Below are 26,287 nucleotides of genomic sequence, written 5' to 3'. Positions count from 1 at the left end.
CCACGACATCGAAAACTATCTATAGTATGGTCTGTTTGAATACCGTTCTGGAGGAGCCTCGCATGGAGTGGGTGGATCGCAAGGTGTTGCAGCAGCTGGCAGAGGATATCGGTCCGGATATGCTGCCCGTGGTCATCGCAGTCTTTATTGAAGAGGTGGGCGAGCAGCTGAGTCAGCTCAGACCCCTCTATGAGCAGGGGGAGTGGGAGGCGCTGGCTCGGGTGGCGCACAGCATGAAATCATCCTGTGGCAGCTACGGCGCCATGCCGAGCTATCAGCAGGTGATGGCGCTGGAGATGGCCAGCAAGCAGGCGGATGTGGCCGAGGCAGAGCGCCAGTTGCAACTGCTGGAGGCCTCCTTGCCTCAGGTGCTCGCGTTTCTTGCCGATTATCAGTAACGGCGCAATGCAGGGATGCCGGGGCGCCGTGACCGTTGCCTAACGCTGGTTGAGCAGTTGCTGGATTATTCGGTCCAGCGCCAGTTTCAGCTTCAACCGATCGTGTCGATGGGGCAGCTCAAGCTCGCCCAGCTCGGCTTCGATCACACGCCCTTGCCAGTCCCCCGCATCACCCGCGCCTTGTGGGGCCAGGATGGCATCCAGCCGACCCTGACCGACTCGGGACTCCAGCCAGCGACACTGACTCATCAGGTCCAGCTGGCTGGCAGGGCCGTTTTCCGCCACCAGATTGCAGATGAAAACCAGCATGGCGCTGCTCTCGTTGATGGCCTGGGCGAGCTCGGCCAGCAGCAGTGGCGGCATGATGGAGGTGAGAAAACTGCCCGGCCCAAGAATGATCATGTCCGCCTGCTGCAATGCCAGCACCGCTTCGCGGGTCGCTTGCACCTCCGGCATCAGGCCGAGAGAGAGGGGGGGGGTTGCCAGTTGATCGATGGATACCTCTCCCAGGATCTGGGTGCCACACTCCATATGGGCGCAGAGATCGGTGGGAAATTCAGACATGGGTAGCAATTGTGACTCGATTTTGAGCATGTCACTGATCAGCTTGATAGCATCAAGAGGACGGACACAGAGATTATCGAGCGCCAGCAGCATCAGGTTGCCAAGGTTGTGGCCCGCCAGCTCGCCTTTGCCGGCAAAGCGGTACTCGAACAACAGGCTGCCGATGCTGGGATCGGTCACCAGCTGGTTCAGGCAGTTGCGCAGATCGCCCCAGGCGATGCACTCCTGACTCTTGCGCAGGCGTCCGGTCGAGCCACCATCATCTGTGGTGGTGACGATGCCGGTGAGCCGTTGACCGAGAAACGAGAGGGACGAAAGCACTCGTCCCATGCCGTGGCCACCACCGATGGCAACGACCCGATCGAAGTCATTGATGTTTTTTTGCCACATATGGGCGTCCTGTTATTGGTCTCAGTTGACCGCTATGTTAGCAAGCGAAGCGAGATAATTGTTTGATAAAGGTATGATTTTTGCTTGAGGCTGCCATTCGATAAAACAAGGAGATGGTGTTGAAATTTCTGACCGTTCACTCCCTCGCCCAGAATTCATCGCTGGCGGCCCAAGATATCTGCGCGCAGCTGCGCCACCATGCCGATCAGGCCCCCTCCCTGCTGTTACTCTATTTTACCCAAGCCCATGACGGGGCGATACTGCGCGAAGCGCTCAAATGCCAGTTCCCGACGACCCGTCTGTTGGGTTGCAGCTCTTGCGGTGGTGTCATGACCGAGATGGGACACCACGCCCGAGACGGATATGGGCTGGCGGTGGCGGCTCTGTATGACGAGAAAGGGGCCTTCGGGGTAGCCGGTGCCAGCGGTGACGGGGTGGATGTGCGGCAGTTGCTGCGCCGAGCCATGAGCGACTGTGGTCGGCCGGGCGAGCTGCCCCAGTTGATCCTGTTTCATGCCAGTCCCGGCAAGGAAGAGGGGTTGCTGGCCGGTATCGAGGCCGAACTCGGTGCCTCGGTGCCGGTGGTCGGTGGGTCCGCGGCAGATAGCAGCGTCAGCGGTGACTGGCAGCTCTGCTGGGATGAGGCGGTGGCTCAGGATGGCATCGGTCTGGCGGTGCTCTATCCCGATTGCCAGCTCGCTTTTCAGTTTCACTCCGGTTATGTGCCTGCCGAATTCAGCGGCGAGATCACCACCTGCAACGGGCGGGAGGTACTCACCATCGATCACCAGCCTGCCGCCGAGGTCTATGCCCGCTGGTGCGGGCGCGAGCAGCCCTGGCCGGTGGGAGCGATTTTGCGGGAGACCACGCTCACCCCGCTGGCCCGTCAGGTGGGGGCGCTGGATGGCATTCCTTACTACAAACTCTCCCACCCCGAAGCAGTGACCGAACAGGGCGGGCTGCGGCTCTTTACCGATGTGGTGCAAGGGGAGCGTCTGCTGTTGATGTACAGCAGTCAGGAAGGGTTGTTGCAGCGCAGCCTCAATGCCATGCGCGTTGAGCCAGGGTATGGGGTCGACGTGGAATTGCAGCCTATCGGCGCTCTCATCATCTTTTGTGCTGGTTGCCGTTTGGCGCTAGGTGATATGTTGTGCCAATTTGTCGAGCAGAGCCAGGCTCGCCTCGGCAAGATCCCCTTTATCACCCCCTTTACCTTCGGCGAGCAGGGGCGGCTGCCCAATGGCGAGCTGGCTCACGGCAACCTGATGGTATCGAGCGTGATTTTCCTGACCCGTTGAGTCGGCAGAACATAACAGAGCAGGCAACAAGATGATTGGCAACAGTGAACTGGAAGCCCTCGGCGACAAATTGCAGACCACGCTGGTCGACCTTATGCGTTGCCGCGAGCGCGAGGCCAAGTATCGTCACGAGTCCCAGACTCTGCTGGGGGGCGTTGCCACCCTCGCCGATGCCAAGACGCTGGAGCAGGTGCTGGAGAGCCTTATCCAGGTGCTCAAACCCTTTATCGGCTTTGAGCACGCGGATGTGGTGGCCTGGGAAGGGGAGCTGGGGAGTACCCACCTCAGTACCGAGCTGATGCTATCAGCCCGCAGTTGGCGCATGACCCCGGCATTTGCCCGCGCCATCTCGGGTGAAACCCTGGTGATTTACGATCCCGCCCAGCTGCCTGAGCTGGCGCCGCTGGCGAGCGAGCCGGGCTGGGCCAGCGTGATGCTGACCGGGCTGCAGGCCCCCGGTTTTACCGCCACCCTCATCTGCCGCCACGCTCGGGCGGGCACCTTCGATCTCACCAGCAAGGCCGCCATGGAGCGATGCCGTCCGCTTATCGCCCAGGCGCTGGTCAACATCACCTATCGGGCCCGCTTGCAGGAGCAGGTTGCGGTAAAAACCGAAGCGTTGCAGGCCAGCGAACGCCGTTTTCGCAGCTTCGCCGCCATGGCTTCGGACTGGTTCTGGGAGACAGATGCCGAGCATCGCCTCAGTTATGCCTCAGAGCCGGGTTATCTGGATGAGATGACCCCGCAGGCGACCCGGCCGACCCTCTATGACTACGTCTGCAACAAGCAGAGCTGCGATGCCCAGAAATACCTGCAGCTTTTGGAGCTGCGCCAGCCGGTGCGAGGGGTGCGGATGCAGGTTGCGCTGCAACACGGCCCCTGCTGGATGGAAGTGAGCGCCGAGCCCTGTTTTGACCATGATGGCCAGTTTATCGGTTATCGTGGCACTGCCCGGGATATCAGCAACCAGATCCGTAGGGAAGAGGAGCTGGCGCGGGCACGGGATGAGGCTGAAGCGGCCAACCGTGCCAAGTCCCAGTTTCTCGCCATGATGACCCACGAGATCCGCTCGCCCATGAATGCGGTGTTGGGGATGCTCGATCTGGTGCAGCATGCCGAGCTGGCGCCGGAGCAACAGAGCCTGCTGCGCCATGCCACCCACTCGGCCAGATTGCTGCAAACCATCATCGACGACGTGCTCGATTTTTCGAAAATCGAGTCGCAAACCCTGGTGTTTCACTGCGAGACCCTGCAGCCCGTCCAGCTTTGCCAATCCCTGGTCGAACCGCTGCAAACCCGTGCCGCCGCCAAGGGGATTGCGCTGGTTTATCGGGTCGATGAGTCGGTACCCCGGGAGTTGCAGGGGGATCCGATGCGTTTGTCACAGGTGATGGGCAATCTGCTGGACAACGCCCTCAAATTTACCGAGCAGGGGCAGGTGACACTGCACCTGGGTTGGCAGGATGAGAAGCTGCTGATCTCGGTCTCCGACACCGGGATCGGGATCGCTGATGCGGATCAGGCGCTGCTGTTTGAACCCTTCTCCCAGGTCGACAACTCGGCCACCCGGCGTTTTTCCGGTACCGGCCTGGGTCTTGCCATCAGCAAGCGTCTGGTGACGCTTATGGGGGGAGAGATCCACCTGAAGAGTGAGCCGGGCAAGGGAAGCTGTTTCTGGTTCGAGCTGCCTGGCATGGCGCTGCCTTGTCATAGCCAGCCGCAGCGGGAGGAGGGGGCTTCGGCACTGCTGCCACTGGATGTGCTGGTGGTGGAGGACAGCCCGGTGAATCAGCTGGTGGTGTCGCTGATGCTGCAAAAACTGGTGGGCAAGGTACGGCTGGCAGCCAATGGTCTGGAGGCGCTGGCGCAGGTGGATGAGCAGCTCCCGGATCTGATCCTGATGGATATGCGGATGCCCCTGATGGACGGACTGGAAGCGACTCGCCGGTTGCGGGAGTTGGGATGCACCATGCCTATCGTCGCCCTGACGGCCAATGCGATGGCGGAGGACAAGGCGTGCTGTCTCGCGCAGGGGATGGATGACTTTCTCGCCAAGCCCATCACCTTGTCACGGTTGAGAGAGTGTTTGCAGCGTCACTTTGGTCAGCGGTTGCCGACGCGCGGATAAAAAAAATGGTCAACTTTGTGGGTTGACCAGTTCTTCAGCAAATACTGAAGAGAGCACGGGATAAATCGGGTTGTATCAATCTATATGAAAAATCTGTGCCAACTTTTTTAGACTCTTTTGTGTTCAATTTTGGCCGTTTAGCGCAGCGGCTCTCTCTTGTTATGGCGTTCTGCGTTCCTACTCACTCGCAAAATGCGAATTTCACATTTTCATTGTTGGAATATTTGCATTTTGCAACGCTGTTTTTGTCATTGTGAAATCAGGCGATGCAGGAATTTACGGGCTGCTTCGCTGTTTTGTTTGGCAATCAGCATCTGCTTTTCATAAATCGGCATCGGCAATATCTCGAGCCAGCGTTGGCAGAGCCAGGCGGCATCTTCAAAGCGCTTGTCCGGATAGAGCTCATCAAGCTCCGGATACTGCTCGAACACTTCCCGCAGGCGATTGACCAGGAGCTTGTCGTTGAAATCTGAGTGGGTGCTCGGCCAGTTGGGCAGCATCTCCACCTTGGCCCGGCGCAGGCCCATCTCGTCTGTTTCCATCTCGTGGATACAGAAGCGCTCCAGTCCCAGCACCGTCACCCCCAGCAGGCCATCATTAAGGGTGTAGAAGTCAGTCACCTTGACCCGGGTGCCCACCGGCAGAATGCGGCCGGATTGTCCCGAGGTGGTCGACTCTTCCATCACGATGCCAAAGCCCTGATCGTTGATGAATGACTCCTTGAGCATCTGCAGGTGGCGTGGCTCGAACAGACGCAGAGGAAGCTTGCCGCCCGGCAGTATGTGGGAAGGCAAGGGGAACAGTGCCAAAGGTTGTAGTTTCATGTTCCATCCTCCATTGAGTAGTTGCTGAATATGACAATGCAGCGACTGTGCCAGAGAATGAAAAAAGCCACCGGAGGGTGGCTTTTCGGGCGGTTGAGGGCGCTTAGTTGCGCTGCTCCAGATACATGACAGCCGCTTCCACGCGGCTTTGCGCCTCGAGTTTCTTCAGCAGGCTCTTCACGTGAACCTTGACCGTTCCCTCGGAGATATGGAGTACCGAGGCGACCTGTTTGTTGGAGAGGCCTTTTGCAATTTCGCGCAGGATTTGCATTTCGCGACGCGTTAAGCTTTCCAGCTTCTGCTGCAGGTGATCCAGCTCGTAGATGTTTTCGAGATAGGGGCGCAGCGGTTCGCTCAGGATCTGCTTGCCGGTCATCACATCGGCCAGCTGGGCCAGCAGCAGATCAGGCTCGGTATCCTTGAGCAGGTAGCCGTCAGCACCGGCCTTGAGCAAAGCCACCACATCCTGACGGGCATCGGAGACGGTGAGGATCACCACCCGGGAGGTGATCTCTTCGGCCCGCAGCGCCTTGAGGGTATCGAGGCCGGAGAGCCCCTTCATATTGAGGTCGAGCAGGATCAGGTCCGGCTCGGACTCTTTGGCCAGTGCCACGGCATCTGTGCCGTTGGAGGCTTCACCGGTCACCTCCATGTTCTCTTCCAGAGCCAGCAACTGCACAATCCCTTTGCGCATGAGGGGATGGTCATCTACGACCAGAACTGTGTATTTCATCTCGTCCATCAGGCGTCTCTCGCTAGACTGGTGGGAAAGGTCAGATGCACGCAGGTGCCTTGTGGTTGCTGCTCGTTGATGGTCAGCAGACCGTGCAGTTTGCTGGCGCGCTCGTTCATGATGCTCAACCCGTAATGGTTGATCGCCGAGCTGGCGAGTCCGATCCCGACACCGTCATCTGAAATCTGAACCTCAATGTTACCACTGGCGAGGGTCTCACAGCTAACATCAATCACTTGCGCGTTGGCATGTTTGATGGCATTGAGCACTGCCTCACGGATCAACTGCAAAATGTGGATATGCTGGCCCGCCTCCAGGTCGTTGTCGGCCAGTCCGTAATGGAACCGGATTTCGGCCTGGGTCTGAGGTTGCAGTTGATCAAGCATGACGCGGATCGCTTCCCCCAGATTGGCATCGCCAATGGTGAGACGGAAGGTACCGAGCAGTTCGCGCAACTGGGTATAGGCATTGCTAAGCCCCTCGTCGATCTGCTGCATCGCCTCCTGCGCCTTGTCATGTTGCCCCTTGGCGTAAGAGCGCTTGAGCAGGGTGGACTGGATCTTGAGATAGGAGAGGGCCTGCGCCAGCGAGTCGTGCAGCTCGCGGGCGATCACCGCCCGCTCCTCCATCAGCAGCAGTCGCTGCTGTTGCAGCAGGGTCTGGTCTTTGTGCAGCACCTGAGCCAGCAGCATGGTGAAGTTTTTAATCAACCGCTCATCGATGGGGTGTTGGCTGATGATGTCGAGGCGGCCGAACTCCTGCTCATCCATCTGCAGATAAAAGCTGGCCACCGCATCGAGATCGCCGGGCCAGCCGGTGCGCCCAGAGATGTAGACCGGCATGGCGTTGTGCTCGAAGCGGGTCAGCCGGATATGGTCGATATGCTGGTGGGCGGCAGCCCTGTCCAGCAGCTTGATCAGCGTGCGGGTGCTGAGCGGGGCGGCGTGCAGCTTTTGGGCGGTCGAGTAGAGAAACGAGAGGGTGTCGTTGGCCTGCTGCAGCTTGGCGGTTTTCTCTTCCACCTTGTTTTCCAGCTCCCGATAGAGCTTACCCAGCTCGTCGGCCATGGTGACGAAGGCGCGCGACAGCTCCCCCAGCTCGTTTTCGCCGTGTGCGGGCAGCTGAAGATCGAAATCTTGCCGCTGGATCTGGCGGGCGCAGTAGACCAGCTGGTTGAGGGGGGCGACCACCTGCTGGCGGGTGAAGCGCACCGTGAACCAGGCGATGGTGATGATGGCCAGCAGGCCGAGCCCCTCCGCCAGTGCCAGCATCCGCACCTTGAATTCCACGTGGTACTGCATCTGATTGACGAAATTGTCGATGGCCGCCACAAACTGCTCGGTGTTATCGGTGTACCGTCTGGGAGTGCGATCCTCGATGTGCTGGCGCATCACCTGCCACTGGCCGAGCACCTCGCCATAGGTGCGGCGCAGGGAGGCTGGAGTGATCCAGCGCTGGGTCTCCTGCAGCTCTTCGGCGTGCAGGGTCTCTTCAAACTGGGAGAGGCGTCCCAGCACGCTGTCGCCCCGCTCGATTTCGTAGGCCATCCGGTAGGCCTGCATCCGCAGCGAACCGGAGAGGTTGATCGCCTTGGCATCGGGTACCGAGTAGAAGAGGGTGACCATGGCGACCAGCGCGATCAGGCTGGCCATGAAGAGGATCAACACCATGGCGCGGCCAATGGCACTGCTGACCGAATGGACCCTGAACCGTTTTCCCATACTGATGCGCACCTCTGAATAGTGATAAGGACCCCGCAAGATGCGTGGGAGTGTACTCCAACTTGTGTTAGCATCGAAAAACTAGATGAACTCCGAGCGGTTTTGCCTAAGTCCTAGCGATAGGGGGAAACCAGCCGTCAGCCGACGTTCGAGCTGTAAGGGTCAGGAAAGAAATGCCCTGGCCTCCCGTATTTGGAAAGGTGTTTATGTTGCCACTTGAAGATGGTTTTTCCCGTCGTTTTTACTATTTGCGTCTGTCGGTGACCGATGTGTGCAATTTCCGTTGCACCTATTGCCTGCCTGACGGTTATCGACCCCCAGAAGGTCACAAAGCGGGGCGTCAACCCTTTCTCTCGATTGACGAGATCCGCCGCGTGGTCAGCGGTTTTGCCGCCATGGGCACCCGCAAGGTGCGCATCACGGGGGGCGAGCCCTCCCTGCGCCGCGATTTCACCGAGATCGTCAAGGTGATTGCCACCACCCCGGGTATCGAGAAGGTCGCCATGACCACCAACGGCTATCGCCTCAAGGAGCGGGCTCAGGAGTGGTTTGATGCCGGACTCAACGCGCTGAATGTCAGTGTCGACAGTCTCGACCCGCGCCAGTTTCACCAGATCACCGGTGAGAACAAGCTGGCCGAGGTGATGGAGGGGATCGAAGCAGCACTGGCCGCCGGTTTCAAATCGGTGAAGATCAATGCGGTGCTGCTCAAGGGGCTCAACGACTACCAGCTCGATGCCTTTCTGGGCTGGATCAGGCACAAGCCTATCGAGCTGCGCTTTATCGAGCTGATGCAGACCGGCGAGATGGATACCCTGTTTCGTGACCACCATGTCAGCGGCGAGCAGATCAAACAGCGCTTGCTGGAGAGCGGCTGGGTGCAGCAGTTGCGGGGCTCGGATGACGGTCCGGCGCAGGTCTTTATGCGCCCCGATTCGCAAGGTGGGGTGGGGCTTATCATGCCCTACAGCAAGGATTTCTGTGCCGGTTGCAACCGGCTGCGGGTCTCCTCGCTGGGGAAGCTGCATCTGTGCCTGTTTGGTGACAACGGCATCGACTTGCGGGATCTGCTCGGCGCAGATGCACAATCCGATGAGCTGCAACAGCGCATTCGCGCGGCACTGGCGGGCAAGAGTGCCACCCATCGTCTCCATGAGGGCAATGCCGGCATCACCCCTCATCTCGCCTCGATCGGCGGATAACCGCAAAAAATCGCCAACGATTAAATAGCAATCCTCACATGGAGGTATTTTAACCGATACCTCCTTTTTTATTGCGCTGCAAGGCTTTGATCTGGCGCAAGAATCCCCCCTGTTTATCTCCCTGGTGGTATATCCCTTACCTTGTCAGGGCCGCAATATACACCCACTCTTATAATTGGTATCAAGAATGCCAATCATGGACTCGCACTGTCCCCTTTTTCACCAGAACAGGAGTCAACATGCCGGATGAGATCGATCTTGCCCGCCGCGGCCTGTTCCGGGGGCGGCTGAGAACTGCCGAACCGCCGGTGCAGTTGCCCTGGTCAGTCAATTGGTCGACATTTGTCGCCGACTGCACCCGCTGCGGGGACTGTCTGGCGGCCTGTCCGGAGCAGATCCTGGTGAATGGCGAGGGCGGTTTTCCGGTGGTCGATTTCCAGCGTGGTGAATGCACCTTCTGCACCGAGTGCGCCACGGTCTGCAAGGCGCCTGTGTTTCGCCCGACCAGCGAGTCCCCCTGGCACTACAAGGCCCATATCGAGGCCAACTGTCTGGCCAATGGTCAGGTGTTCTGCCAGCGCTGTCAGGACAGCTGTGAGCCCAATGCCATTCGTTTTATTCCGGTGCTGGGGCGTGTGCCTACCCCAACGGTCGAGCCGGATCGCTGTAATGGCTGCGGCGCCTGTGTGCAGGATTGTCCGGTTGGCAGCATCAAGGTCGACGGGCGAGCCGCCCCATCCGGTGGTGCGAGCCAGCCCACCCTCAAGCAGGAGTCAGAATGAGTCAGAAGCCGTGTGACACAGAAGCCACAATGGATCAGGAGTTCCATGTATCGAGTCTGGTGGTGCTGACCCAGCCCCCTTTGCGCCATCAGCTCGCCGAGCAGATTGGCGCCCTTGAAGGGGCCGAGATCCACGCCGTCAGTGACGAGGGCAAGCTGGTCGTGACCCTGGAAGGTTCGAGCCAGCGGCCGATCATGGCGGCCATTGATGCGATACAGGCGATGCCGGGTGTGCTCTCTGCCGCCCTGATTTACCACCAGTTCGATGAACTGGGCGGTCACTGAAAAGAGTGATGGGATGCCGGGCGTGCCCTCTGCCGCTGATGGCTGGCTCCCGTTCGACAGATTCGACAACTATTACGCGATAAGCAATGTGAGGATATGCCATGAAGCTGAGTCGACGCGACTTTATGAAGGCCAACGCGGTGGCAGCTGCCGCTGCCGTGGCCGGTGTCAGTGCCCCCACGCTGGCAGCCAATCTCATCACCAGTACCGACAAGACGGCCATCCATTGGGATAAGGCTCCCTGCCGCTTCTGCGGTACCGGCTGCTCCGTGCTGGTGGGCTCTCAGGATGGTCGGGTCGTGGCGACTCAGGGCGACCCCGATGCACCGGTCAACCGTGGCCTCAACTGCATCAAGGGCTACTTCCTCTCCAAGATCATGTACGGCCAGGATCGCCTGACCCAGCCGATGCTGCGGATGAAGAACGGCCAGTTCGACAAGGATGGTGACTTTGCCCCCATCAGCTGGGATCAGGCGTTCGACATCATGGCCGAGAAGTTCAAGGCGACCCTGAAAGAGAAGGGGCCGACCGCCGTCGGCATGTTCGGCTCCGGCCAGTGGACCGTCTGGGAAGGCTATGCTGCCGCCAAGCTGATGAAGGCCGGTTTCCGCTCCAACAACATTGACCCCAATGCCCGTCACTGCATGGCCTCTGCGGTCGTCGGCTTCATGCGTACCTTCGGCATGGACGAGCCGATGGGCTGCTACGACGATATCGAGCAGGCCGATGCGTTCGTGCTGTGGGGTTCCAACATGGCCGAGATGCACCCCATCCTCTGGTCGCGGATGTCTGATCGTCGTCTCTCCAACCCGGATGTGCAGGTGCACGTGCTCTCGACCTTCGAGCACCGCAGCTTCGAGCTGGCGGACAACGGCATGGTGTTCACTCCGCAGACCGACTTGGCGATCCTCAACTATGTCGCCAACTACATCATCCAGAACGACAAGGTGAACTGGGACTTCGTCAACAAGCACACCGTGTTCAAGAAGGGGGTCACCGACATCGGTTACGGCCTACGCCCGACCGATCCGCTGCAGCAGAAAGCGAAGAATCCGGACAGCGGCGATGCCACTCCTATGACCTTCGAGGAGTTTGCCAAGTTCGTGGCGGATTACGATGTGGAGTCGGTCTCCAAGCTCTCCGGCGTCTCCAAAGAGAAGCTGGAAAAGCTGGCCAAGCTCTATGCCGACCCGAGCAAGAAGGTGGTCTCCTACTGGACCATGGGTTTCAACCAGCATACTCGTGGCGTCTGGGCCAACAACCTCTGCTACAACATCCACCTGCTGACCGGCAAGATCTCCGAGCCGGGTAATGGTCCTTTCTCACTGACCGGTCAGCCCTCTGCCTGTGGCACCGCGCGTGAAGTGGGTACCTTTGCCCACCGTCTGCCTGCCGACATGGTGGTGACCGAGCCCAAACACTGCGCCATTGCCGAGCAGATCTGGAAACTGCCGGAGGGGACCATTCCCGACAAGGTGGGTTTCCACGCCGTGCTGCAGGATCGCATGCTCAAAGATGGCAAGCTCAACGCCTACTGGGTGATGTGTAACAACAACATGCAGGCCGGCCCCAACATGAATACCGATCGCCTGCCTGGCTATCGCGATCCGCGCAACTTCATCGTGGTCTCCGACCCGTACCCGACCGTCACTGCCCAGGCCGCTGATCTCATCCTCCCCACCGCCATGTGGGTGGAGAAAGAGGGGGCCTATGGCAACGCCGAGCGCCGCACCCAGTTCTGGCACCAGCAGGTGAAAGCGCCGGAAGGGGCCAAGTCCGACTTGTGGCAGCTGATGGAGTTCTCCAAGCGCTTCAAGGTTGAGGAAGTGTGGCCGGCTGAGCTGATTGCCAAGATGCCGGAAGTGAAGGGCAAAACCCTGTTCGACGTGCTCTATGCCAACGGTCAGGTCAACCAGTTCCCGAAAGAGCAGAGCAAAGGTCTGCTGAACGACGAGGCCGAGCACTTCGGGTTCTACGTCCAGAAAGGGTTGTTCGAAGAGTACGCCACCTTCGGTCGTGGCCACGGTCACGATCTGGCGCCGTTCGATCAGTACCACGAAGCCCGTGGTCTGCGCTGGCCTGTGGTAGATGGCAAAGAGACCCTGTGGCGCTACCGTGAAGGGTTCGACCCCTATGTGAAAGCGGGCGAGGGGGTACGTTTTTATGGCAAGCCCGATGGCAAGGCGGTCATCTTCGCCCTGCCGTTCGAGCCCGCCGCCGAGTCGCCGGATAAAGAGTACGATCTGTGGCTCTCCACCGGCCGCGTGCTGGAGCACTGGCACACCGGCACCATGACCCGTCGGGTGCCCGAGCTCTATCGCGCCTTCCCGGATGCGGTGCTCTTCATGCACCCGGACGATGCCAAGGCTCGCGGCGTGCGTCGTGGTGAAGAGGTGATCGTCTCCTCCCGCCGTGGCGAGGTGAAGACCCGTGTCGAGACCCGTGGTCGCAACCGTCCGCCGAAAGGACTGGTCTTCATGCCCTTCTTTGATGCGAGCCAGCTGGTCAACAAGCTGACCCTGGACGCCACCGATCCGCTCTCGAAAGAGACCGATTACAAGAAGTGCGCCGTCAAGGTGATGAAGGCTTAAGGCGGGGGAGTACGAGATGAGTCGTAGTCGTCGCCAGTTTCTGGCCGACATGGCCAAGGGGGCCTGCGGTGTGGGCCTGCTTGGCGTGGGGCTCGGTGGCGTGGCCCGCCAGCAGGCACAAGCTGTGCCTGCCCAGGCGCTGCGTCCGCCTGCCGCCCTCGATGAAGCAAAGTTTCTCGGCGCCTGCGTGCGTTGCGGGCTCTGCGTCGAGGCGTGCCCCTACGACACCCTCAAACTCGCACGGCTGTTTGACCCTGTGACCACTGGCACCCCCTATTTCAAGGCGCGTGTCGTGCCCTGCGAGATGTGTGATGACATCCCTTGCGTGGTGGCCTGCCCGAGCGGGGCGCTGGATCAGCAGATGACCGACATCGATCAGGCCCGGATGGGGGTGGCAGTGCTCATCGATCACGAGACCTGCCTCAACTATCTGGGGCTGCGCTGCGATGTCTGTTATCGGGTCTGCCCGCTGATTGACAAGGCGATCACTCTTGAGCTGCAGCATAACCAGCGTACCGGCAAACACGCCATGTTCCTGCCCACGGTACACAGCGATATCTGTACCGGCTGTGGCAAGTGCGAGCATGCCTGCGTGCTGGAGGAAGCTGCCATCAAGGTGGTGCCTCGCCAGCTCGCCAAAGGTGAGCTGGGTCATCACTACCGGCTCGGCTGGGAAGAGAAGGCCAAGGCGGGGAACAAGTCGCTCATCGGCGACAGGCTCACCCTGCCCACCCGCAAACCGGAGGGGTTATGAGTCGTTATCCGGGAGAGGAGGCTCGTATCAAGCTGGGGTGGTGGCGTGCTCACCGCTTCCTGCTGCTGCGTCGGCTGAGTCAGTTCAGCGTGCTCGGGCTGTTTTTGCTGGGGCCGCTGGTGGGCATCTGGATCCTCAAGGGCAACCTCTCCAGCTCGATGTTGCTGGAGACGGTGCCGCTGACCGATCCCCTCACGCTGTTGCAGTCGCTGGCGGCGGGCCACTGGCCCATCACCACCCTCTGGCTCGGTGCTGCCATTGTGCTGGCCGGTTACTGGCTGGTCGGGGGGCGGGTGTTCTGCTCCTGGGTCTGTCCGGTCAACCTCATCACGGATGCCGCAGCCTGGCTCAGGGGGCGACTTGGCCTCAAGGGCAACGGCCAGTTCAGCCGCACGACTCGCTACTGGCTGCTGGCCATGGTGCTGGTGGTGCCAGCGGTGGTCGGGGTGATGGCGTGGGAGCTGGTCAATCCTGTGTCGCTCGCCATGCGCGGTCTGCTGTTTGGCATGGGGGCGGGCTGGGCCCTGCTTGCAGCGCTGTTCCTGTTCGATCTCTTCGTGGTTGAGCGGGGTTGGTGCGGTCATCTCTGTCCGGTGGGGGCCTTCTATGCCCTGGTCAACCGGGTCGGATTTATCAAGATTTCTGCCAAGGGGCGCGAGCGGTGCAACAACTGCATGGATTGTTATGCGGTCTGCCCGGAGCGTCCCATCCTGCGCGGGCCTGTTCATGGTGCCAAGCGAGGTCACGGGCTCTTGATTGCGGCTCAGGAGTGTACCAACTGTGGCCGCTGCATCGATGTCTGCGCGGAACAAGTTTTTGAAATCACTGTAGGTTTTGCCGTCAAGGCAGAAAAAACGTCGGAGAACAAATAATGAAAAAGCTGATTGGAGCAATGCTGGCCTGCCTGATGGCGGGATCCTTGATGGCAGCGGCCCCCGAGATCACCAACAGTACCGGTGGCCTCAAGTCCGAGCGTGGCGCCACCGATCTGGTGACCGATGCCACCGCCGCGCCCCTGAAAAACTTCCGCAAGGATGGCGCGCCCTACGATCGCCAGTACATGCATCAGCCGCCGCTGATCCCCCACGACATTCGCAACTATGAGGTGGATACCAAGGTCAATAAGTGCCTGGCTTGCCACAGCTTCAAGAATGCCAGTGCCATGAAGGCTCCCAAGATCAGTCCGACTCACTTCGAGACCCGCGACGGCCTGACCCTGGGTGAAGTGTCGCCGCGTCGCTACTTCTGTCTGCAGTGCCATGTGCCGCAAGCGGATGCCAAGCCGCTGGTGGAAAATACCTTTAAACCGGTTGAAGCGCTGAACTGAGGAATCCATAGATGAAATTACCCGGCTTTATCCAGCGTCTGTGGACCACCTTCAAGTCACCATCGAAGGCGGCTCTCTGGGTCATCCTGCTGATGGGCTTCTTCGGTGGCGTGATTTTCTGGGGTGGCTTCAACACCGCCATGGAAGCATCCAACACCGAGGCCTTCTGCACCAGCTGTCACGAGATGAAGGACAACGTGTACGAGGAGTACCGCGACACCATCCACTACGCCAACCGCTCCGGTGTGCGGGCCAGCTGCCCGGATTGTCACGTACCGCACGAGTGGACCTACAAGATCATCCGCAAAGTGCAGGCTTCCAAGGAGCTGTGGGGCATGATCACCGGCAAGGTGGATACCCGCGAGAAGTTCGAGTCGCACCGACGCGAGATGGCGGAGCGGGAGTGGCAGCGGATGAAAGAGACTGATTCGCGCGAGTGCCGCAACTGCCACAACTTCGAGTACATGGACTTCTCCCTGCAGGGGCAGCGTGCCGCCAAGATGCACTCTACCAATCTGGCCAGTGGTGAAAGTACCTGCATCGACTGTCACAAGGGGATAGCTCACCAGCTGCCCGACATGACCGGGGTGAAAGGGTTCTGATCCTGCGACGACAGGCCGGGTTTGCCCGGCCTGCGTTTTGTTCATATATGGGACAAGCATCAGATTTGTGTGTCTTTTAAATCCCATATCTCGTGAAACCTTTGATAGAATCAGCCCGCCGTCACACGCTTGAGCAAGTTGGTCACCCCTGTCTGCGTCCGTTTTTGCGCCCTGACAGCTGGCCTCTCATACCCCTTCTCTTCCTGCCTCGTTGACGGTCCATAGCCACAAGGAGCTGCCCGATGGGACAGAAACACAACGCATTTATTCCCCTCAAGATCGCCGTGCTGACGGTCTCCGACAGCCGCACTGCCGCCGATGACAGCTCGGGCGACTATCTGGTCTCGGCCCTTACCGACGCGGGCCATCAGCTGGCCGATCGGGCACTCTGCCCGGACAACCTGTTTCGCATCCGCGCGCGGGTGAGCGAGTGGATCGCCGATGAGGGGGTGCAGGTGGTACTGATTAACGGCGGTACCGGCTTCAATGAACAGAACCGGGTGCCGGAAGCGGTCGGTGTGCTGTTCGAACGCACCGTACAGGGTTTTGGCGAGATGTTCCGTCAACTCTCTTTTGCCGAGATTAAAGGCTCCGCCATGCAGAGCCGTGCGCTGGCGGGACTCGCCAATCGCACCCTGATCTGCTGTCTGCCCGGCTCCACCGGCGCTTGCCAGCTGGGCTGGGAGCAACTGATCCGCGATCAGCTCGATGCCCGCACCAAGCCGTGCAACTTTGTCTCCCACCTCTGAGAGCAAACGATGAACCAGACCGATCCCAAGCAGACCCAGCCCAACCTGACGCATCTGAACCAGAGCGGCGAAGCCCATATGGTGGATGTGACCGACAAGCTGGTGACCGAGCGCGAAGCCCGCGCTGAGGCGTTTGTTGCCATGGCCCCCGAGACGCTGGCGCTGATCCTGAGCGGCCAGCACCACAAGGGTGACGTGTTCGCCACCGCCCGCATCGCCGGCATCATGGCCGCCAAGAAGACCGCCGATCTCATCCCACTCTGCCATCCGCTGGCCTTGACCAAAGTCGAGGTGGAGATAGTGCCGCTGGCCGAGCAGAATCGGGTGCATATCCGCACCCTCTGCAAGCTCTCGGGCAAGACCGGGGTAGAGATGGAGGCGCTGACCGCCGCGTCGGTAGCGGCGCTGACCATCTACGACATGTGCAAGGCGGTACAAAAGGACATGGTGATCGAACAGGTGCGGCTGGTAGAGAAAAAGGGCGGCAAGTCCGGCCATTTTCAGCTGGGGTCAAATAGCGGGGAGCAAGCATGATCAAGGTACTGTTTTTTGCGCAAGTAAGAGAGCTGGTGGCCTGCGATGAGCTGAGCCTGCCGTGCGACTATGCCACCGCCGAAGCGCTGCGCGCGGCGCTCTGTGAACGCGGCGACAAGTGGGCGCTGGCGCTGGAAGCTGGCAAGCTGCTGGTGGCGGTCAACCAGACCCTGGTGCCCCTCGATACCCCCATCAATGATGGTGATGAGGTGGCCTTCTTCCCGCCGGTGACCGGAGGTTAAGGATGAGCGAGATAATGACCGTGGATCGCACCACTGAGCTGTGCGGTGGTGACGAAGTGGCCTTCTTCACTTTCTCTCCAGTAACGACCGGAGGCTGAGCCATGAACGACGCAACTATTACCGATCGCATTCTGGTGCAGCGGGAGGATTTCTCGCTGGCGGACGAATATGCCCGCCTCGCCACCCGCCCAGACAGTGGCGCCATCGTCACCTTCGTTGGCAAGGTGCGCGACTTCAATCAGGGGGAGGAGGTGAAGGGGCTGGCCCTCGAACACTACCCCGGCATGACCGAGAAGGCGCTGGCCGATATCGTGCAAGAGGCCCGTCGCCGCTGGCCGCTGCAGGAGTGCACCCTCATTCATCGCATCGGCGAGCTGTGGCTTGGCGATCAGATCGTGCTGGTGGCGGTGAGCAGTGCCCACCGTGACGCCGCTTTTGATGCCTGTCACTTCATCATGGATTTCTTGAAAACCCGGGCGCCGTTCTGGAAAAAAGAGCTGACCGCCGAGGGTGTGCAACGCTGGGTCGAGGCCAAGGAGAGCGACAACGCCGCCGCCGCCCGCTGGCAAGCCTGACCTGTTCATCACGAGGGGCGCAGGTTCAACGGGAACCACGGCCCCGCTTAGGGGCGCGGATGTGCGGGCCCCATCAGGAGAAAGGGAATGAAACCGCTGTTATCTGTTGTCATCGCCGGCATTTGCGCCGCCACCTTGCATACCGGTGCCGTGCAGGCCGATGAAGTGAAGGTGGCCGTGGCCGCCAATTTCAAGGGCACCATAGATCGTATCGGCAAGGAGTTTACCGCCAAGACCGGCCATACCCTGGCCATCTCGTCTGCTGCCACTGGGGTGCTCTACACCCAGATCAGTCACGGCGCGCCGTTCGATCTCTTCCTCTCTGCCGATGTGGCAACTCCCGAGAAGCTGGAAAAAGAGGGCAAGGGGAGCGATCGCTTCACCTACGCCATCGGCCAGCTGGGGCTGTGGAAGAAGGGGGGGCCGGCCCCTGACGAGGCGACCCTGCGTAGCTGGAAAGGCAACCTCGCCATCGCCAATGCCCGTACCGCACCCTATGGTGCTGCCGCCATGGCGACCCTCACCCATCTCAAGATCGATCCCAAGCAGTACCGGTTGCTGACCGGCGCCAACATCGGCCAGACCTGGCAATTTGTCGACACCGGCAATGCCGAGCTGGGCTTTGTCGCCTGGGCCAATCTGGTTGAGGCGGGCAAGACTGGTGAAGCCTGGGCAGTGCCTGCGAGCTTCTATCCCCCCATCGAGCAGCAGGGGCTGGTATTGAAGAAAGGTGCCGCGGTCGAGGCACTGGTGACCTGGCTCAAGGGGCCGGGTCAGGCGCAGATCAAGGCAGCGGGTTATGCCTTGCCCCAATAAGGGGATGGGCCTGATGCGATACCCTGAGTGGTCGGCCTTCGGGTCGGCCACTCTTTGCAATAAGGATGGATACCATGCCGTTGGGGGCATTTATCAACCGGGAGGTCGGCAATGAGTGAAGGGGATCTGCTGGCGGTCTGGCTCACCCTGAAGCTTGCGGCCTGCACCACCGCGATTTTGCTGTTGTTGGCACCGCCGCTGGCCTGGTGGCTGTCGCGCAGTCAGAACCCGCTGCGGCCGCTGGTTGAGGCCTTGGTGGCACTGCCGTTGGTGCTGCCTCCCACGGTACTGGGTTTTTATCTGCTACTCGCCTTTTCCCCCGAATATGGTTTCGGCGCCTGGTGGCGCGACATCTTTGGCGCCCCGCTCGCCTTCAGCTTTCTCGGCCTGCTGTTTGCCTCCATCCTCTATTCGCTGCCGTTCGTGGTGCAGCCGCTCACCTCCGCCTTCGTCAACATGGGCAACAAGGAGCTGGAAGCTGCCGCTACCCTGGGGCTCGGCCCGCTGGAGCGCTTCTTCCACATCATCTTGCCGATGACCCTGCCAAGCTTTGTAATGGCGGCAGCCCTCGGCTTTGCCCACACCCTGGGGGAGTTTGGCGTGGTGCTGATGATTGGCGGCAATATCCCCGGTGAAACCCAGGTGCTCTCCATCGCCCTGTTTGATCATGTGGAGGCGATGGATTACCGACAAGCCCACTATCTGGCGGGCGGCCTGATGGCCTTCTCGCTGGTGATGCTGGTGCTTGTCTATGGTGTGTTGCAGCGCCGACAGCGGAGAGTGTTTGGATGAACCAGCCCGCTACTATGCCGCCAGTGAACGAGCCGCACCGCCATGCCCTGAACCTCCATGTTCGGCGTGAGTTTGGCCCCTTTAGCCTCGATTGTGCACTGACCCTCGAGCTGGGGGGGATCCTTGGCCTGTTCGGCCCCTCGGGCTGCGGCAAGAGCACACTGCTGCGCATCATCGCCGGGCTCGATCGCCAAAACGGGGATCGCTTGCGGTGGCGCGATCGGGAGTATGCTCAACTGCTGCCCGAAGCGCGCCGGATCGGACTGGTGTTTCAGGACTCGCGCCTCTTCCCCCATCTGACGGTGCTCGGCAATCTGCAACTGGCGGCCCGCAAGGGTCGAGGGCGCTGGCAGCCCGAGGCGCTGGCGGCGCGGCTCGGTTTTGCCGAGTTGCTGGGGCAGCCTGCCCATGCGCTTTCTGGCGGTCAACGCCAGCGGGTGGCATTGGGGCGGGCGCTGCTGGCCGAACCCGACCTGCTACTGCTCGATGAGCCTTTCTCGGCGCTCGATCGGCGCAGCCGCATCCATCAGGCCCATGTGCTCAAGGGCCTGCAGCAGGAGAGCGGCATCCCGATGATCTTCGTCAGCCACGCCATGGAGGAGGTGAGCCTGCTCTGCGATCAGCTGGTGCTGCTGGAAGGTGGCAGGGTGGAGGCGCAGGGACGGCCGAGCGAAATCTTCGCCCGAACGGATCTCTCGCTCGCCAGCCGTGACGATGCCGGGGTGATGCTGGATGCGACCCTCTCTCACTACGATGATGACGAGCAGATGGCGACCCTGCAACTCGGCGAGCAGCGGCTGCGGGTTACCATGACCCATGTGCCGGACGAGAGTGGCCCCTTGCAGATCAAGGTGGCGGGGCGGGATGTGGTGATTGCCACAGCCCCCATCGAGCACTCCAGTCTCTCCAACTGTCTCGTCACCCGTCTGCTGGCGGTGCGCGAGGTGCGCCCCGGCCAGACCCTGTTGCAGTTGGCGCTGGGTGAGCAGATACTGCTGGCCCGGATCACCAGCCGCTCCGCCAGGCGGCTGGCGCTGGCGCCGGAGCAGCAGATCTACGCTTATATCAAGGCGGTGAGTCTGGTCAGCGAAGGCTGATTGGGCGCCGTGCTGATAACGTGGCAGGATGGCTACGGGCAACATAACAACAAGAGATGGTTCAGGTGATGAGTCGAGAGGCAATACACTGATGCGCCGCAATCAGGTGATGAAATTCAACGGTCTTGCCCTGCGCAGTGCGGGGGAGGGCCCCTTGCTGTTGCTGCTGCACGGGCTGGGCTCCTCCAGCCTCGACTGGCAGGCGCAGATCGAACGGTTTTCCGAACACTACCGGGTGGTGGCGCTGGACTTGCGCGGCCACGGCCAGAGCATGCAGGAGGGGCCGTTCGATGTGGCGACCCTGGCAGCCGATGTGGTGAACTGGCTCGATGCACAGCCAGAACCCGCCTGGGTCGTGGGATTGTCGCTGGGGGCCATGGTGGCGCTGGAGCTGGCGCTGCAACTGCCCCACAAGGTGCAGGGGCTGGTGCTGGTCAACGGTTTTAGCGAGTTTCTGCTGGAAACACCCAAAGAGCAGGAGCGTTACGCCCAGCGCCTCAAATGGCTGCGCTGGTTTGGCATGCGCCCGCTCGCCTGGTGGCTGGGACGCGAGCTCTTCCCGGGCCCGGATCTGGCACAGGTGCGCCACACCTTCCGACTGCGTTTCGTGCGCAATAAAAAGAAAACCTACAAGGCGCTGCTGGAGGCGCTACCCGGCTGGTCGGTGCGCGCCCGGCTAGGCTCCATCTGGCAGCCGGTGGCCATCATCTCCACCAGTCACGACTACCTGCCGCTGGCCAAACGGGTAGAGCAGTTTGCCGCCCTGCCCAACGCCACCATCCACACCCCCAACGGCCACCACGCCTGGCCCGCGGAAGATCCTTCCGGATTTAATCATTTGCTTCACCGGATTTTAGAAACCCATTAAACTTGTCGCCCTTTTACCCCGTGTATCTATTGGTTCGATCGCCTTGCCAAAGGCATAAGACAAGGCAATCGGACTCATTTCTGAGCTATTAACAGGTGTTTCCTCATGTCTGAAGTAATGAAAATGGCCATCGATGATGGCTCGACCAACGTCAAGGTGAGCTGGATTGAGAACAAGGTGCTCAAGACCATCATCTCTCCCAACTCCTTTCGCAAGGACTGGAAGAGCGCCGCATTGCGTAAAGACAAGAAGATCTACAACTACGAGATAGGCAACACCAAGTACACCTACGACGCGACTTCCGACAAGTCTCTGGCCACCACTCATGTGGAGTACCAGTATGACGATCTCAACCTGCTCTCCGTGCATCATGCCCTGTTGCAGACCGGTGTGACGCCGTGCGATGTCGCCATCACAGTAACCCTGCCCATCACCGAGTTTTACAACCCGGACGATTGCCAGCGTAACGAAGAGAAGATCGAGAAGAAACGCCGCAACCTGATGCGTCCGATCACCCTTAACAAGGGCGAGCTGTTCAATATCGTCAGTGTCGAAGTGATGCCGGAGAGTCTGCCTGCTGCGCTTTCTCGTCTGATTGGTTCAGGCTGCAACGAGTTCACCAAGACTCTGGTGATCGACTGTGGCGGCACCACTCTGGATATGGGGATCATCGTCGGTGAGTTTGATGATGTCTCCGATGTCTACGGTAACAACGAGATCGGTGTCTCCATGGTGACCGACGCTACTCGCAAGGCGCTGGCCGCAGCAGACAGCGATTCCAGTTATCTGGTGGCCAACGAGTTTATCAAGCGTCGCCACGACATGAGCTTTGTACGCGATGTGGTGAACGACGAGAGCCAGATCCCCAAGATCCTCGAGAAGATGCAAAACAAGATCGACGAGCTGGGCACTCAGGTTGCGCATGAAGCGAAGAAGTTCGCCAAGAACCCGAACCGTGTCTATCTGGTTGGTGGTGGCGCATCCCTGATTTATGACGCGATCAAGGCGGCCTATCCCACCCTGGGTGACCGTGTCGAGCTGCTGGACGATGCTCAGTCTGCGCTGGCTCGTGAAATCTGCCTCTACACCACGGAAGAGGATGAAGTCTATCGCGAAGCGCCTGTGATGGCCGAGGTTGATGATGAGTAGTCAACTCAAGCGCATGACCTTCTCCATCTACATGGATCCGGGTGCGCTGGAGTCTGATCGCTATGCGGTCGGGGTATTGCAGAACTGGTATCAACGGGCGCGAAAGATCCAGGAGGGCACCGAGGAGTTTGACTTCTCCAAGAGCCGTTTCCACAAGGATATCTATCTCTCCGGCATGTTCATGTACGTGCTGGCACCCAATCTCTGCAAAGCGATTGCCAATGCGCTGGGGCCGGAGCAGGTGAGCATGACCACCCTGCGTCATGCCTTTGCCAGTTGTGGCTTCCATCTGGGCGGGGAGGGCAACGAACGCCCCGCTACGGATGCCATGGTTGAGGAGATAGTGGCGCGACTGGCTCCGCGGCTGGAGCAGGCAGATAGCGGTTCGCTGGCTGACGAGATCGTGAGTCGTCTTGGCCAGCAGGGAGGAGCACCCTCTTCTGACCAGTTGGTGGAGGAGATAGTGAGCCGCCTTGGTGAGCAGCAGCCCACCGAGCTGTTGGATGAGCTGAGGCAAGGTCTGCCAACCCCCCTCGATCATGATCAGCTGGCTGAAGCGATTGCGGGCAAGTTGCCATCAACTGCAGGCGAGCAGGATCTGGCGCCGCTGCAGAGCAGCATCCAGTTGCTGTCCCGTCAGCTGGAAGAGCAATCGCGTCTGATCCGCGAGCAGCACAGATTGATCCAGCGGCTGGCCAGTGCGCCAGTGCGACAGGTGAGTGATAGCGCTGAAGTTGAGCCCATAGTGGAAGATCTGTCAGCTCAAGTAGCCAACATCAAACGAGTCAAGGCCAAGGGTATTTTCTGACGGCACTTGACGTAAAAAGCAATGCAAAAGCCGACCCATGGGGTCGGCTTTCTATTGGCTGCAACTGAGCACATCGCTATGCATGAGTTGCCGTGCTTACGGATGTGCGCAGACCGGGCACTCGGGGCGCTTGGGCAGCTTCATCTCGCGGAAGGTGCCGCCAAGGCCGTCGATCATCAGCAGGCGGCCGCTGTAGTTCTTACCCATGCCGGCCAGCAGCTTGATGGCTTCGAGTGCTTGCAGGCTGCCCACCAGACCCACCACGGGGGCGAGTACCCCCGCTTCGACGCAGGTGAGGGCCTGCTCGCCAAACAGGGCGCTGAGGCAGGCGTAGCAGGGCTCATCTTCCCGCCAGGTGAAGCTGCAGAGCTGGCCTTCCAGCCGGATGGCGGCGCCACTGACCAGCGGCACCCTGTGCTGGCGGGCTTTTTGATTTAGCAGGTTGCGAATGGCCAGATTGTCGGTGCAGTCGAGAACCAGCTGATGCCGTGGCAGCAGGGTATCGAGCAGCGCCTCATCGGCCACGGCAGCGTGGGTCTCGACGTTGAGCCAGGGATTGAGGGCTCGCAGCGACTGGGCGGCAGAGTCTACTTTGTAGTGGCCAATGCGCTCATCGTTGTGCAACACCTGACGCTGCAGATTGGAGAGCTCCACCTTGTCGAAATCGACCAAGGTGAGTCGGCCAACCCCGGCTACCGCCAGATACTGGCTGGCGGCGCAGCCAAGGCCACCAGCGCCGATCACCAGCACACGGGCCTGCTTGAGCGCCTCCTGTCCCTCGAAGTCGAAGGATTTGAGGATGATCTGGCGGTTGTAGCGCAGCAGTTCGGCGTCGCTCAGGATCTCGCTCACAGCAGCAATCCCCCGAATGGCTCCACGGTCACTGTCTCGCCCGCGGCGACGCGGCCCCGTTCCCGTTCAAGAACGATGTAGCAGTTGGCTCGCGACAGGGAGCTGAACACGGCGGAGTCCTGCGAGCCGGTGCTGCGCACCTCGAGGCCGTTTGGCCCTTGGCTCATGATGCCGCGCTGGAAGTCGAGTCGGCCGGGGCTCTTTTTGAGTGGTTCGGCCGCAATGGCTTGCAGCTGAAGCGGGCGCTCGAACTGCTGGCCCGCCAGCTTGGCCAGAGCCGGTTGCACCAGCTGATCGAAGGTGACCATGGCGGAGACGGGGTTGCCCGGCAGGCCGAAGAACCAGGCGCGGGGCAGACGGCCAAAAGCAAACGGCTTGCCCGGCTTGATGGCGAGCTTCCAGAAGCCAATCTCGCCGAGTTCGTCCAGCAGCTGTTTGGTGAAGTCCGCTTCCCCTACCGAAACGCCGCCGGTGGTGATCAGCACATCGGCCTCTTCGTCGGCGCGGATAAAGGCGGCGCGTAGCTGGGCCGGATCGTCGGGGATGATGCCAAGGTCGAGGCAGTCGCAGCCCATACGTGCCAGCATGGCCCGCACGCCGTAGCGGTTTGAGTCATAGATATCGCCGTGAGCAAGCGGGGTACCGACCGGTTTGAGCTCGTCGCCAGTGCTAAAGATGGCCACTTTCAGCGGTCGGCGCACCGCGACGGTAGCCACGCCGAGGGATGCCAGCAGCGGCATTTCGCGCGGGGTTAGGCGAGTGCCAGCAGGCAGCACGCAGGCGCCCTTGCCGATATCGCTGCCGGCGCGGCGGATATTCTGGCCCGGTTCGGGTTGTGCCAGAAAAGTGATCCGATCGCCGTCGGCCTGCGTTTCTTCCTGCATCACCACCGCATCGGTGCCTGCGGGTACCGGGGCGCCGGTCATGATCCGCACGCAGTGGCCAGCGGGCCATTCGCCCTGATAGGGCTGACCGGCAAATGCCTTGCCCGCCATGATGAGCGGGGTGCCGCTGGCGAGATCCGAAAGGCGCACGGCGTAACCGTCCATGGCGGAGTTGTCGAAGGGGGGCACGGCGAGGGGAGAGGCGATGTCGCTGGCAAGAACCCGGCCAAGGGCCTCTGGCAGGGGCAGTTGCTCGCTGTCGCAGCAGCAGGCGAGTTGTTCCAGCATCCCTTGCAGGGCATCGCTTAAGGGGAGTAGTCCGCTGGTATCAAATCCCATCGTCATGACCTCTTTCTATGATTGAAGGCGGGATTATCACAAAAATCCCCGGGGATGGGCAGGTTATCTCAAGGATTCCCGGGGTAATCGGCGCTAAAACGGGGGTAGATGGCCATAAAGTATGAGGTGACGCACAAGTTGACTTGAATCTTGGCGGCAATGGCCGTTTACTATGCCGCCATAACAGACGGCCGTTACATCCCGTGTGGCGACCATTACAGCGATACCGTCGGCCCTGTACGCCGCCATAACATAAGGGGTTGCTCCTTGAGCTGCCCTCACAGTCCCTGAGCGTGGGAGAGAAGATAATGACAACCTTAAGTCCGGAAGCCTTGCAGGTCAGGGCTGCCCTCGAAGCCCAGGGACTGGAAACCCCCCTGGTCGCCAACGAGCTGAACAGCCAGCAGAAGCGGGAGAAGATCGAAGGCCATATGCGCTCCATCATGGAGACGCTGGGGCTGGATCTGACCGATGATAGTCTGGCCGAGACACCGCATCGCATCGCCAAGATGTACGTCAACGAGATCTTCTCCGGCCTCGATTATTCCACCTTCCCCAAGGTGACGGTGATCGAGAACAAGATGCAGGTGGACGAGATGATCATGGTGCGGGACATCAGCCTCACCAGCACCTGCGAACACCACTTCGTCACTATCGACGGGATGGCCCATGTGGCCTATATCCCTCGCGGCAAGGTGATTGGCCTGTCGAAGATCAACCGCATCGTGCAGTTCTTCGCTCGCCGTCCCCAGGTGCAGGAGCGGCTGACCCAGCAGATCCTGCTGGCACTGCAGACCCTGCTCGGCACCAAGGACGTGGCCATCAGCATAAAAGCGACTCACTACTGCGTCAAGGCGCGCGGAGTGATGGACTCCACTTCCTATACCACCACCACCTCCCTCGGCGGTGTGTTCAAGACCCAGCCCGATACCCGGGCCGAATTTCTGGGCGGTCTGCGCGGATAAAATGGCGGTTGTTTTGTAA

General features: G+C 60.4%; 28 protein-coding genes and 1 riboswitch. Of the genes, 22 read left to right on the top strand and 6 right to left on the bottom strand.

The annotated features are described in order from the left end of the window. Positions 1-62: 62 nt before the first annotated feature. The gene (locus AACS18_RS03905) at positions 63-398 is read left to right on the top strand and encodes an Hpt domain-containing protein (RefSeq protein WP_005353511.1); all 336 of its coding nucleotides are present in this window, start codon (positions 63-65) and stop codon (positions 396-398) included. A gap of 39 nt (positions 399-437) precedes the next feature. Here AACS18_RS03905 and AACS18_RS03900 read toward each other — a convergent pair whose 3' ends face one another. Continuing rightward, the gene (locus tag AACS18_RS03900; protein ID WP_108613753.1) at positions 438-1,352 is read right to left on the bottom strand and encodes a gluconeogenesis factor YvcK family protein; all 915 of its coding nucleotides are present in this window, start codon (positions 1,350-1,352) and stop codon (positions 438-440) included. 113 nt (positions 1,353-1,465) lie between these two features. Between AACS18_RS03900 and AACS18_RS03895 the strand changes: the two genes are divergently transcribed. Next, positions 1,466-2,650 carry an FIST signal transduction protein gene (locus tag AACS18_RS03895; RefSeq protein ID WP_108613752.1) on the top strand — a complete coding sequence of 395 codons (1,185 nt, stop codon included), beginning with the start codon at positions 1,466-1,468 and terminating at the stop codon, positions 2,648-2,650. A gap of 31 nt (positions 2,651-2,681) precedes the next feature. Beyond that, entirely contained in the window at positions 2,682-4,778 is a 2,097-nt protein-coding gene (locus AACS18_RS03890) for a hybrid sensor histidine kinase/response regulator (RefSeq protein WP_181363399.1), read from the top strand. Between the two features lie 248 nt (positions 4,779-5,026). Here AACS18_RS03890 and AACS18_RS03885 read toward each other — a convergent pair whose 3' ends face one another. The 3 genes from AACS18_RS03885 to narQ all read right to left on the bottom strand — a co-directional run bounded on the left by AACS18_RS03885 (position 5,027) and on the right by narQ (position 8,056). Next, entirely contained in the window at positions 5,027-5,602 is a 576-nt protein-coding gene (locus AACS18_RS03885) for an LON peptidase substrate-binding domain-containing protein (RefSeq protein WP_005334473.1), read from the bottom strand. Positions 5,603-5,705: 103 nt separating this feature from the next. Beyond that, positions 5,706-6,344, bottom strand: a complete 639-nt coding sequence (gene narL, locus AACS18_RS03880) for a two-component system response regulator NarL (RefSeq protein ID WP_005334471.1) — start codon at positions 6,342-6,344, stop codon at positions 5,706-5,708. After that, entirely contained in the window at positions 6,344-8,056 is a 1,713-nt protein-coding gene (gene narQ, locus AACS18_RS03875; protein WP_100653336.1) for a nitrate/nitrite two-component system sensor histidine kinase NarQ, read from the bottom strand. Before narQ ends, narL begins: the two co-directional genes overlap by 1 nt. A gap of 78 nt (positions 8,057-8,134) precedes the next feature. Continuing rightward, positions 8,135-8,275, top strand: a riboswitch (molybdenum cofactor riboswitch). Between narQ and moaA the strand changes: the two genes are divergently transcribed. The 18 genes from moaA to AACS18_RS03785 all read left to right on the top strand — a co-directional run bounded on the left by moaA (position 8,263) and on the right by AACS18_RS03785 (position 23,228). Beyond that, the gene (moaA, locus tag AACS18_RS03870) at positions 8,263-9,258 is read left to right on the top strand and encodes a GTP 3',8-cyclase MoaA (protein ID WP_108613751.1); all 996 of its coding nucleotides are present in this window, start codon (positions 8,263-8,265) and stop codon (positions 9,256-9,258) included. (Overlaps the previous riboswitch by 13 nt.) Before the next feature lie 239 nt (positions 9,259-9,497). Beyond that, positions 9,498-10,040 carry a ferredoxin-type protein NapF gene (gene napF / locus AACS18_RS03865; RefSeq protein WP_106842667.1) on the top strand — a complete coding sequence of 181 codons (543 nt, stop codon included), beginning with the start codon at positions 9,498-9,500 and terminating at the stop codon, positions 10,038-10,040. Between the two features lie 29 nt (positions 10,041-10,069). Beyond that, the gene (locus tag AACS18_RS03860) at positions 10,070-10,324 is read left to right on the top strand and encodes a chaperone NapD (RefSeq protein ID WP_108613750.1); all 255 of its coding nucleotides are present in this window, start codon (positions 10,070-10,072) and stop codon (positions 10,322-10,324) included. A gap of 101 nt (positions 10,325-10,425) precedes the next feature. After that, positions 10,426-12,915 (top strand): nitrate reductase catalytic subunit NapA, encoded by a 2,490-nt coding sequence (napA, locus tag AACS18_RS03855; RefSeq protein WP_108613749.1) that lies wholly within the window; start codon positions 10,426-10,428, stop codon positions 12,913-12,915. Positions 12,916-12,931: 16 nt separating this feature from the next. After that, positions 12,932-13,669 carry a ferredoxin-type protein NapG gene (napG, locus tag AACS18_RS03850; RefSeq protein ID WP_108613748.1) on the top strand — a complete coding sequence of 246 codons (738 nt, stop codon included), beginning with the start codon at positions 12,932-12,934 and terminating at the stop codon, positions 13,667-13,669. Then, on the top strand, positions 13,666-14,541 hold the full coding sequence (napH, locus tag AACS18_RS03845) for a quinol dehydrogenase ferredoxin subunit NapH (RefSeq protein WP_108613747.1): 876 nt from the start codon (positions 13,666-13,668) through the stop codon (positions 14,539-14,541). The genes napG and napH overlap by 4 nt, the downstream gene beginning before the upstream one ends. Continuing rightward, positions 14,541-14,996 (top strand): nitrate reductase cytochrome c-type subunit, encoded by a 456-nt coding sequence (locus AACS18_RS03840; RefSeq protein WP_005334452.1) that lies wholly within the window; start codon positions 14,541-14,543, stop codon positions 14,994-14,996. The genes napH and AACS18_RS03840 overlap by 1 nt, the downstream gene beginning before the upstream one ends. A gap of 11 nt (positions 14,997-15,007) precedes the next feature. After that, positions 15,008-15,598 carry a cytochrome c3 family protein gene (locus AACS18_RS03835; protein ID WP_107685087.1) on the top strand — a complete coding sequence of 197 codons (591 nt, stop codon included), beginning with the start codon at positions 15,008-15,010 and terminating at the stop codon, positions 15,596-15,598. A gap of 242 nt (positions 15,599-15,840) precedes the next feature. Beyond that, the gene (gene moaB, locus AACS18_RS03830; protein ID WP_005344126.1) at positions 15,841-16,347 is read left to right on the top strand and encodes a molybdenum cofactor biosynthesis protein B; all 507 of its coding nucleotides are present in this window, start codon (positions 15,841-15,843) and stop codon (positions 16,345-16,347) included. Between the two features lie 9 nt (positions 16,348-16,356). Then, positions 16,357-16,881 carry a cyclic pyranopterin monophosphate synthase MoaC gene (gene moaC / locus AACS18_RS03825; protein ID WP_108613746.1) on the top strand — a complete coding sequence of 175 codons (525 nt, stop codon included), beginning with the start codon at positions 16,357-16,359 and terminating at the stop codon, positions 16,879-16,881. After that, entirely contained in the window at positions 16,878-17,123 is a 246-nt protein-coding gene (moaD, locus tag AACS18_RS03820; RefSeq protein ID WP_059168580.1) for a molybdopterin synthase sulfur carrier subunit, read from the top strand. The genes moaC and moaD overlap by 4 nt, the downstream gene beginning before the upstream one ends. A gap of 101 nt (positions 17,124-17,224) precedes the next feature. Continuing rightward, complete coding sequence (gene moaE / locus AACS18_RS03815) at positions 17,225-17,698, top strand: molybdopterin synthase catalytic subunit MoaE (RefSeq protein WP_108613745.1); 474 nt, start codon at positions 17,225-17,227, stop codon at positions 17,696-17,698. 87 nt (positions 17,699-17,785) lie between these two features. After that, a complete protein-coding gene (gene modA, locus AACS18_RS03810; RefSeq protein WP_108613744.1) occupies positions 17,786-18,514 on the top strand; it encodes a molybdate ABC transporter substrate-binding protein in 729 nt (242 codons plus the stop codon). A gap of 111 nt (positions 18,515-18,625) precedes the next feature. Continuing rightward, positions 18,626-19,306 (top strand): molybdate ABC transporter permease subunit, encoded by a 681-nt coding sequence (modB, locus tag AACS18_RS03805; RefSeq protein WP_108613743.1) that lies wholly within the window; start codon positions 18,626-18,628, stop codon positions 19,304-19,306. Continuing rightward, positions 19,303-20,403 (top strand): molybdenum ABC transporter ATP-binding protein, encoded by a 1,101-nt coding sequence (gene modC, locus AACS18_RS03800; protein WP_108613742.1) that lies wholly within the window; start codon positions 19,303-19,305, stop codon positions 20,401-20,403. Before modB ends, modC begins: the two co-directional genes overlap by 4 nt. 91 nt (positions 20,404-20,494) lie before the next feature. After that, positions 20,495-21,271: an alpha/beta fold hydrolase gene (locus tag AACS18_RS03795; protein WP_167567383.1), complete on the top strand. Its 777-nt coding sequence runs from the start codon at positions 20,495-20,497 to the stop codon at positions 21,269-21,271. A gap of 105 nt (positions 21,272-21,376) precedes the next feature. Continuing rightward, positions 21,377-22,420, top strand: coding sequence for a plasmid segregation protein ParM domain-containing protein (parM, locus tag AACS18_RS03790; protein WP_103252105.1), 1,044 nt, complete (start codon positions 21,377-21,379; stop codon positions 22,418-22,420). Continuing rightward, on the top strand, positions 22,410-23,228 hold the full coding sequence (locus AACS18_RS03785; protein WP_258228844.1) for a hypothetical protein: 819 nt from the start codon (positions 22,410-22,412) through the stop codon (positions 23,226-23,228). The genes parM and AACS18_RS03785 overlap by 11 nt, the downstream gene beginning before the upstream one ends. Before the next feature lie 96 nt (positions 23,229-23,324). Here AACS18_RS03785 and moeB read toward each other — a convergent pair whose 3' ends face one another. Continuing rightward, positions 23,325-24,080 (bottom strand): molybdopterin-synthase adenylyltransferase MoeB, encoded by a 756-nt coding sequence (moeB, locus tag AACS18_RS03780; RefSeq protein WP_108613741.1) that lies wholly within the window; start codon positions 24,078-24,080, stop codon positions 23,325-23,327. Then, positions 24,077-25,303, bottom strand: a complete 1,227-nt coding sequence (gene moeA / locus AACS18_RS03775; RefSeq protein ID WP_108613740.1) for a molybdopterin molybdotransferase MoeA — start codon at positions 25,301-25,303, stop codon at positions 24,077-24,079. Before moeA ends, moeB begins: the two co-directional genes overlap by 4 nt. Positions 25,304-25,611: 308 nt before the next feature. On the opposite strand from moeA, the gene folE reads away from it, so the two are divergent. Beyond that, positions 25,612-26,268 carry a GTP cyclohydrolase I FolE gene (folE, locus tag AACS18_RS03770; protein ID WP_108613739.1) on the top strand — a complete coding sequence of 219 codons (657 nt, stop codon included), beginning with the start codon at positions 25,612-25,614 and terminating at the stop codon, positions 26,266-26,268. Positions 26,269-26,287 lie beyond the last annotated feature (19 nt).

The sequence above is a fragment of the Aeromonas sp. HMWF015 genome (genome assembly GCF_963878965.1).
Classification (GTDB): Bacteria; Pseudomonadota; Gammaproteobacteria; order Enterobacterales; family Aeromonadaceae; genus Aeromonas; species Aeromonas veronii.
Note: the sequence above shows the minus strand (reverse complement) of the source record. Positions and strands in the feature narration are given on the sequence as shown.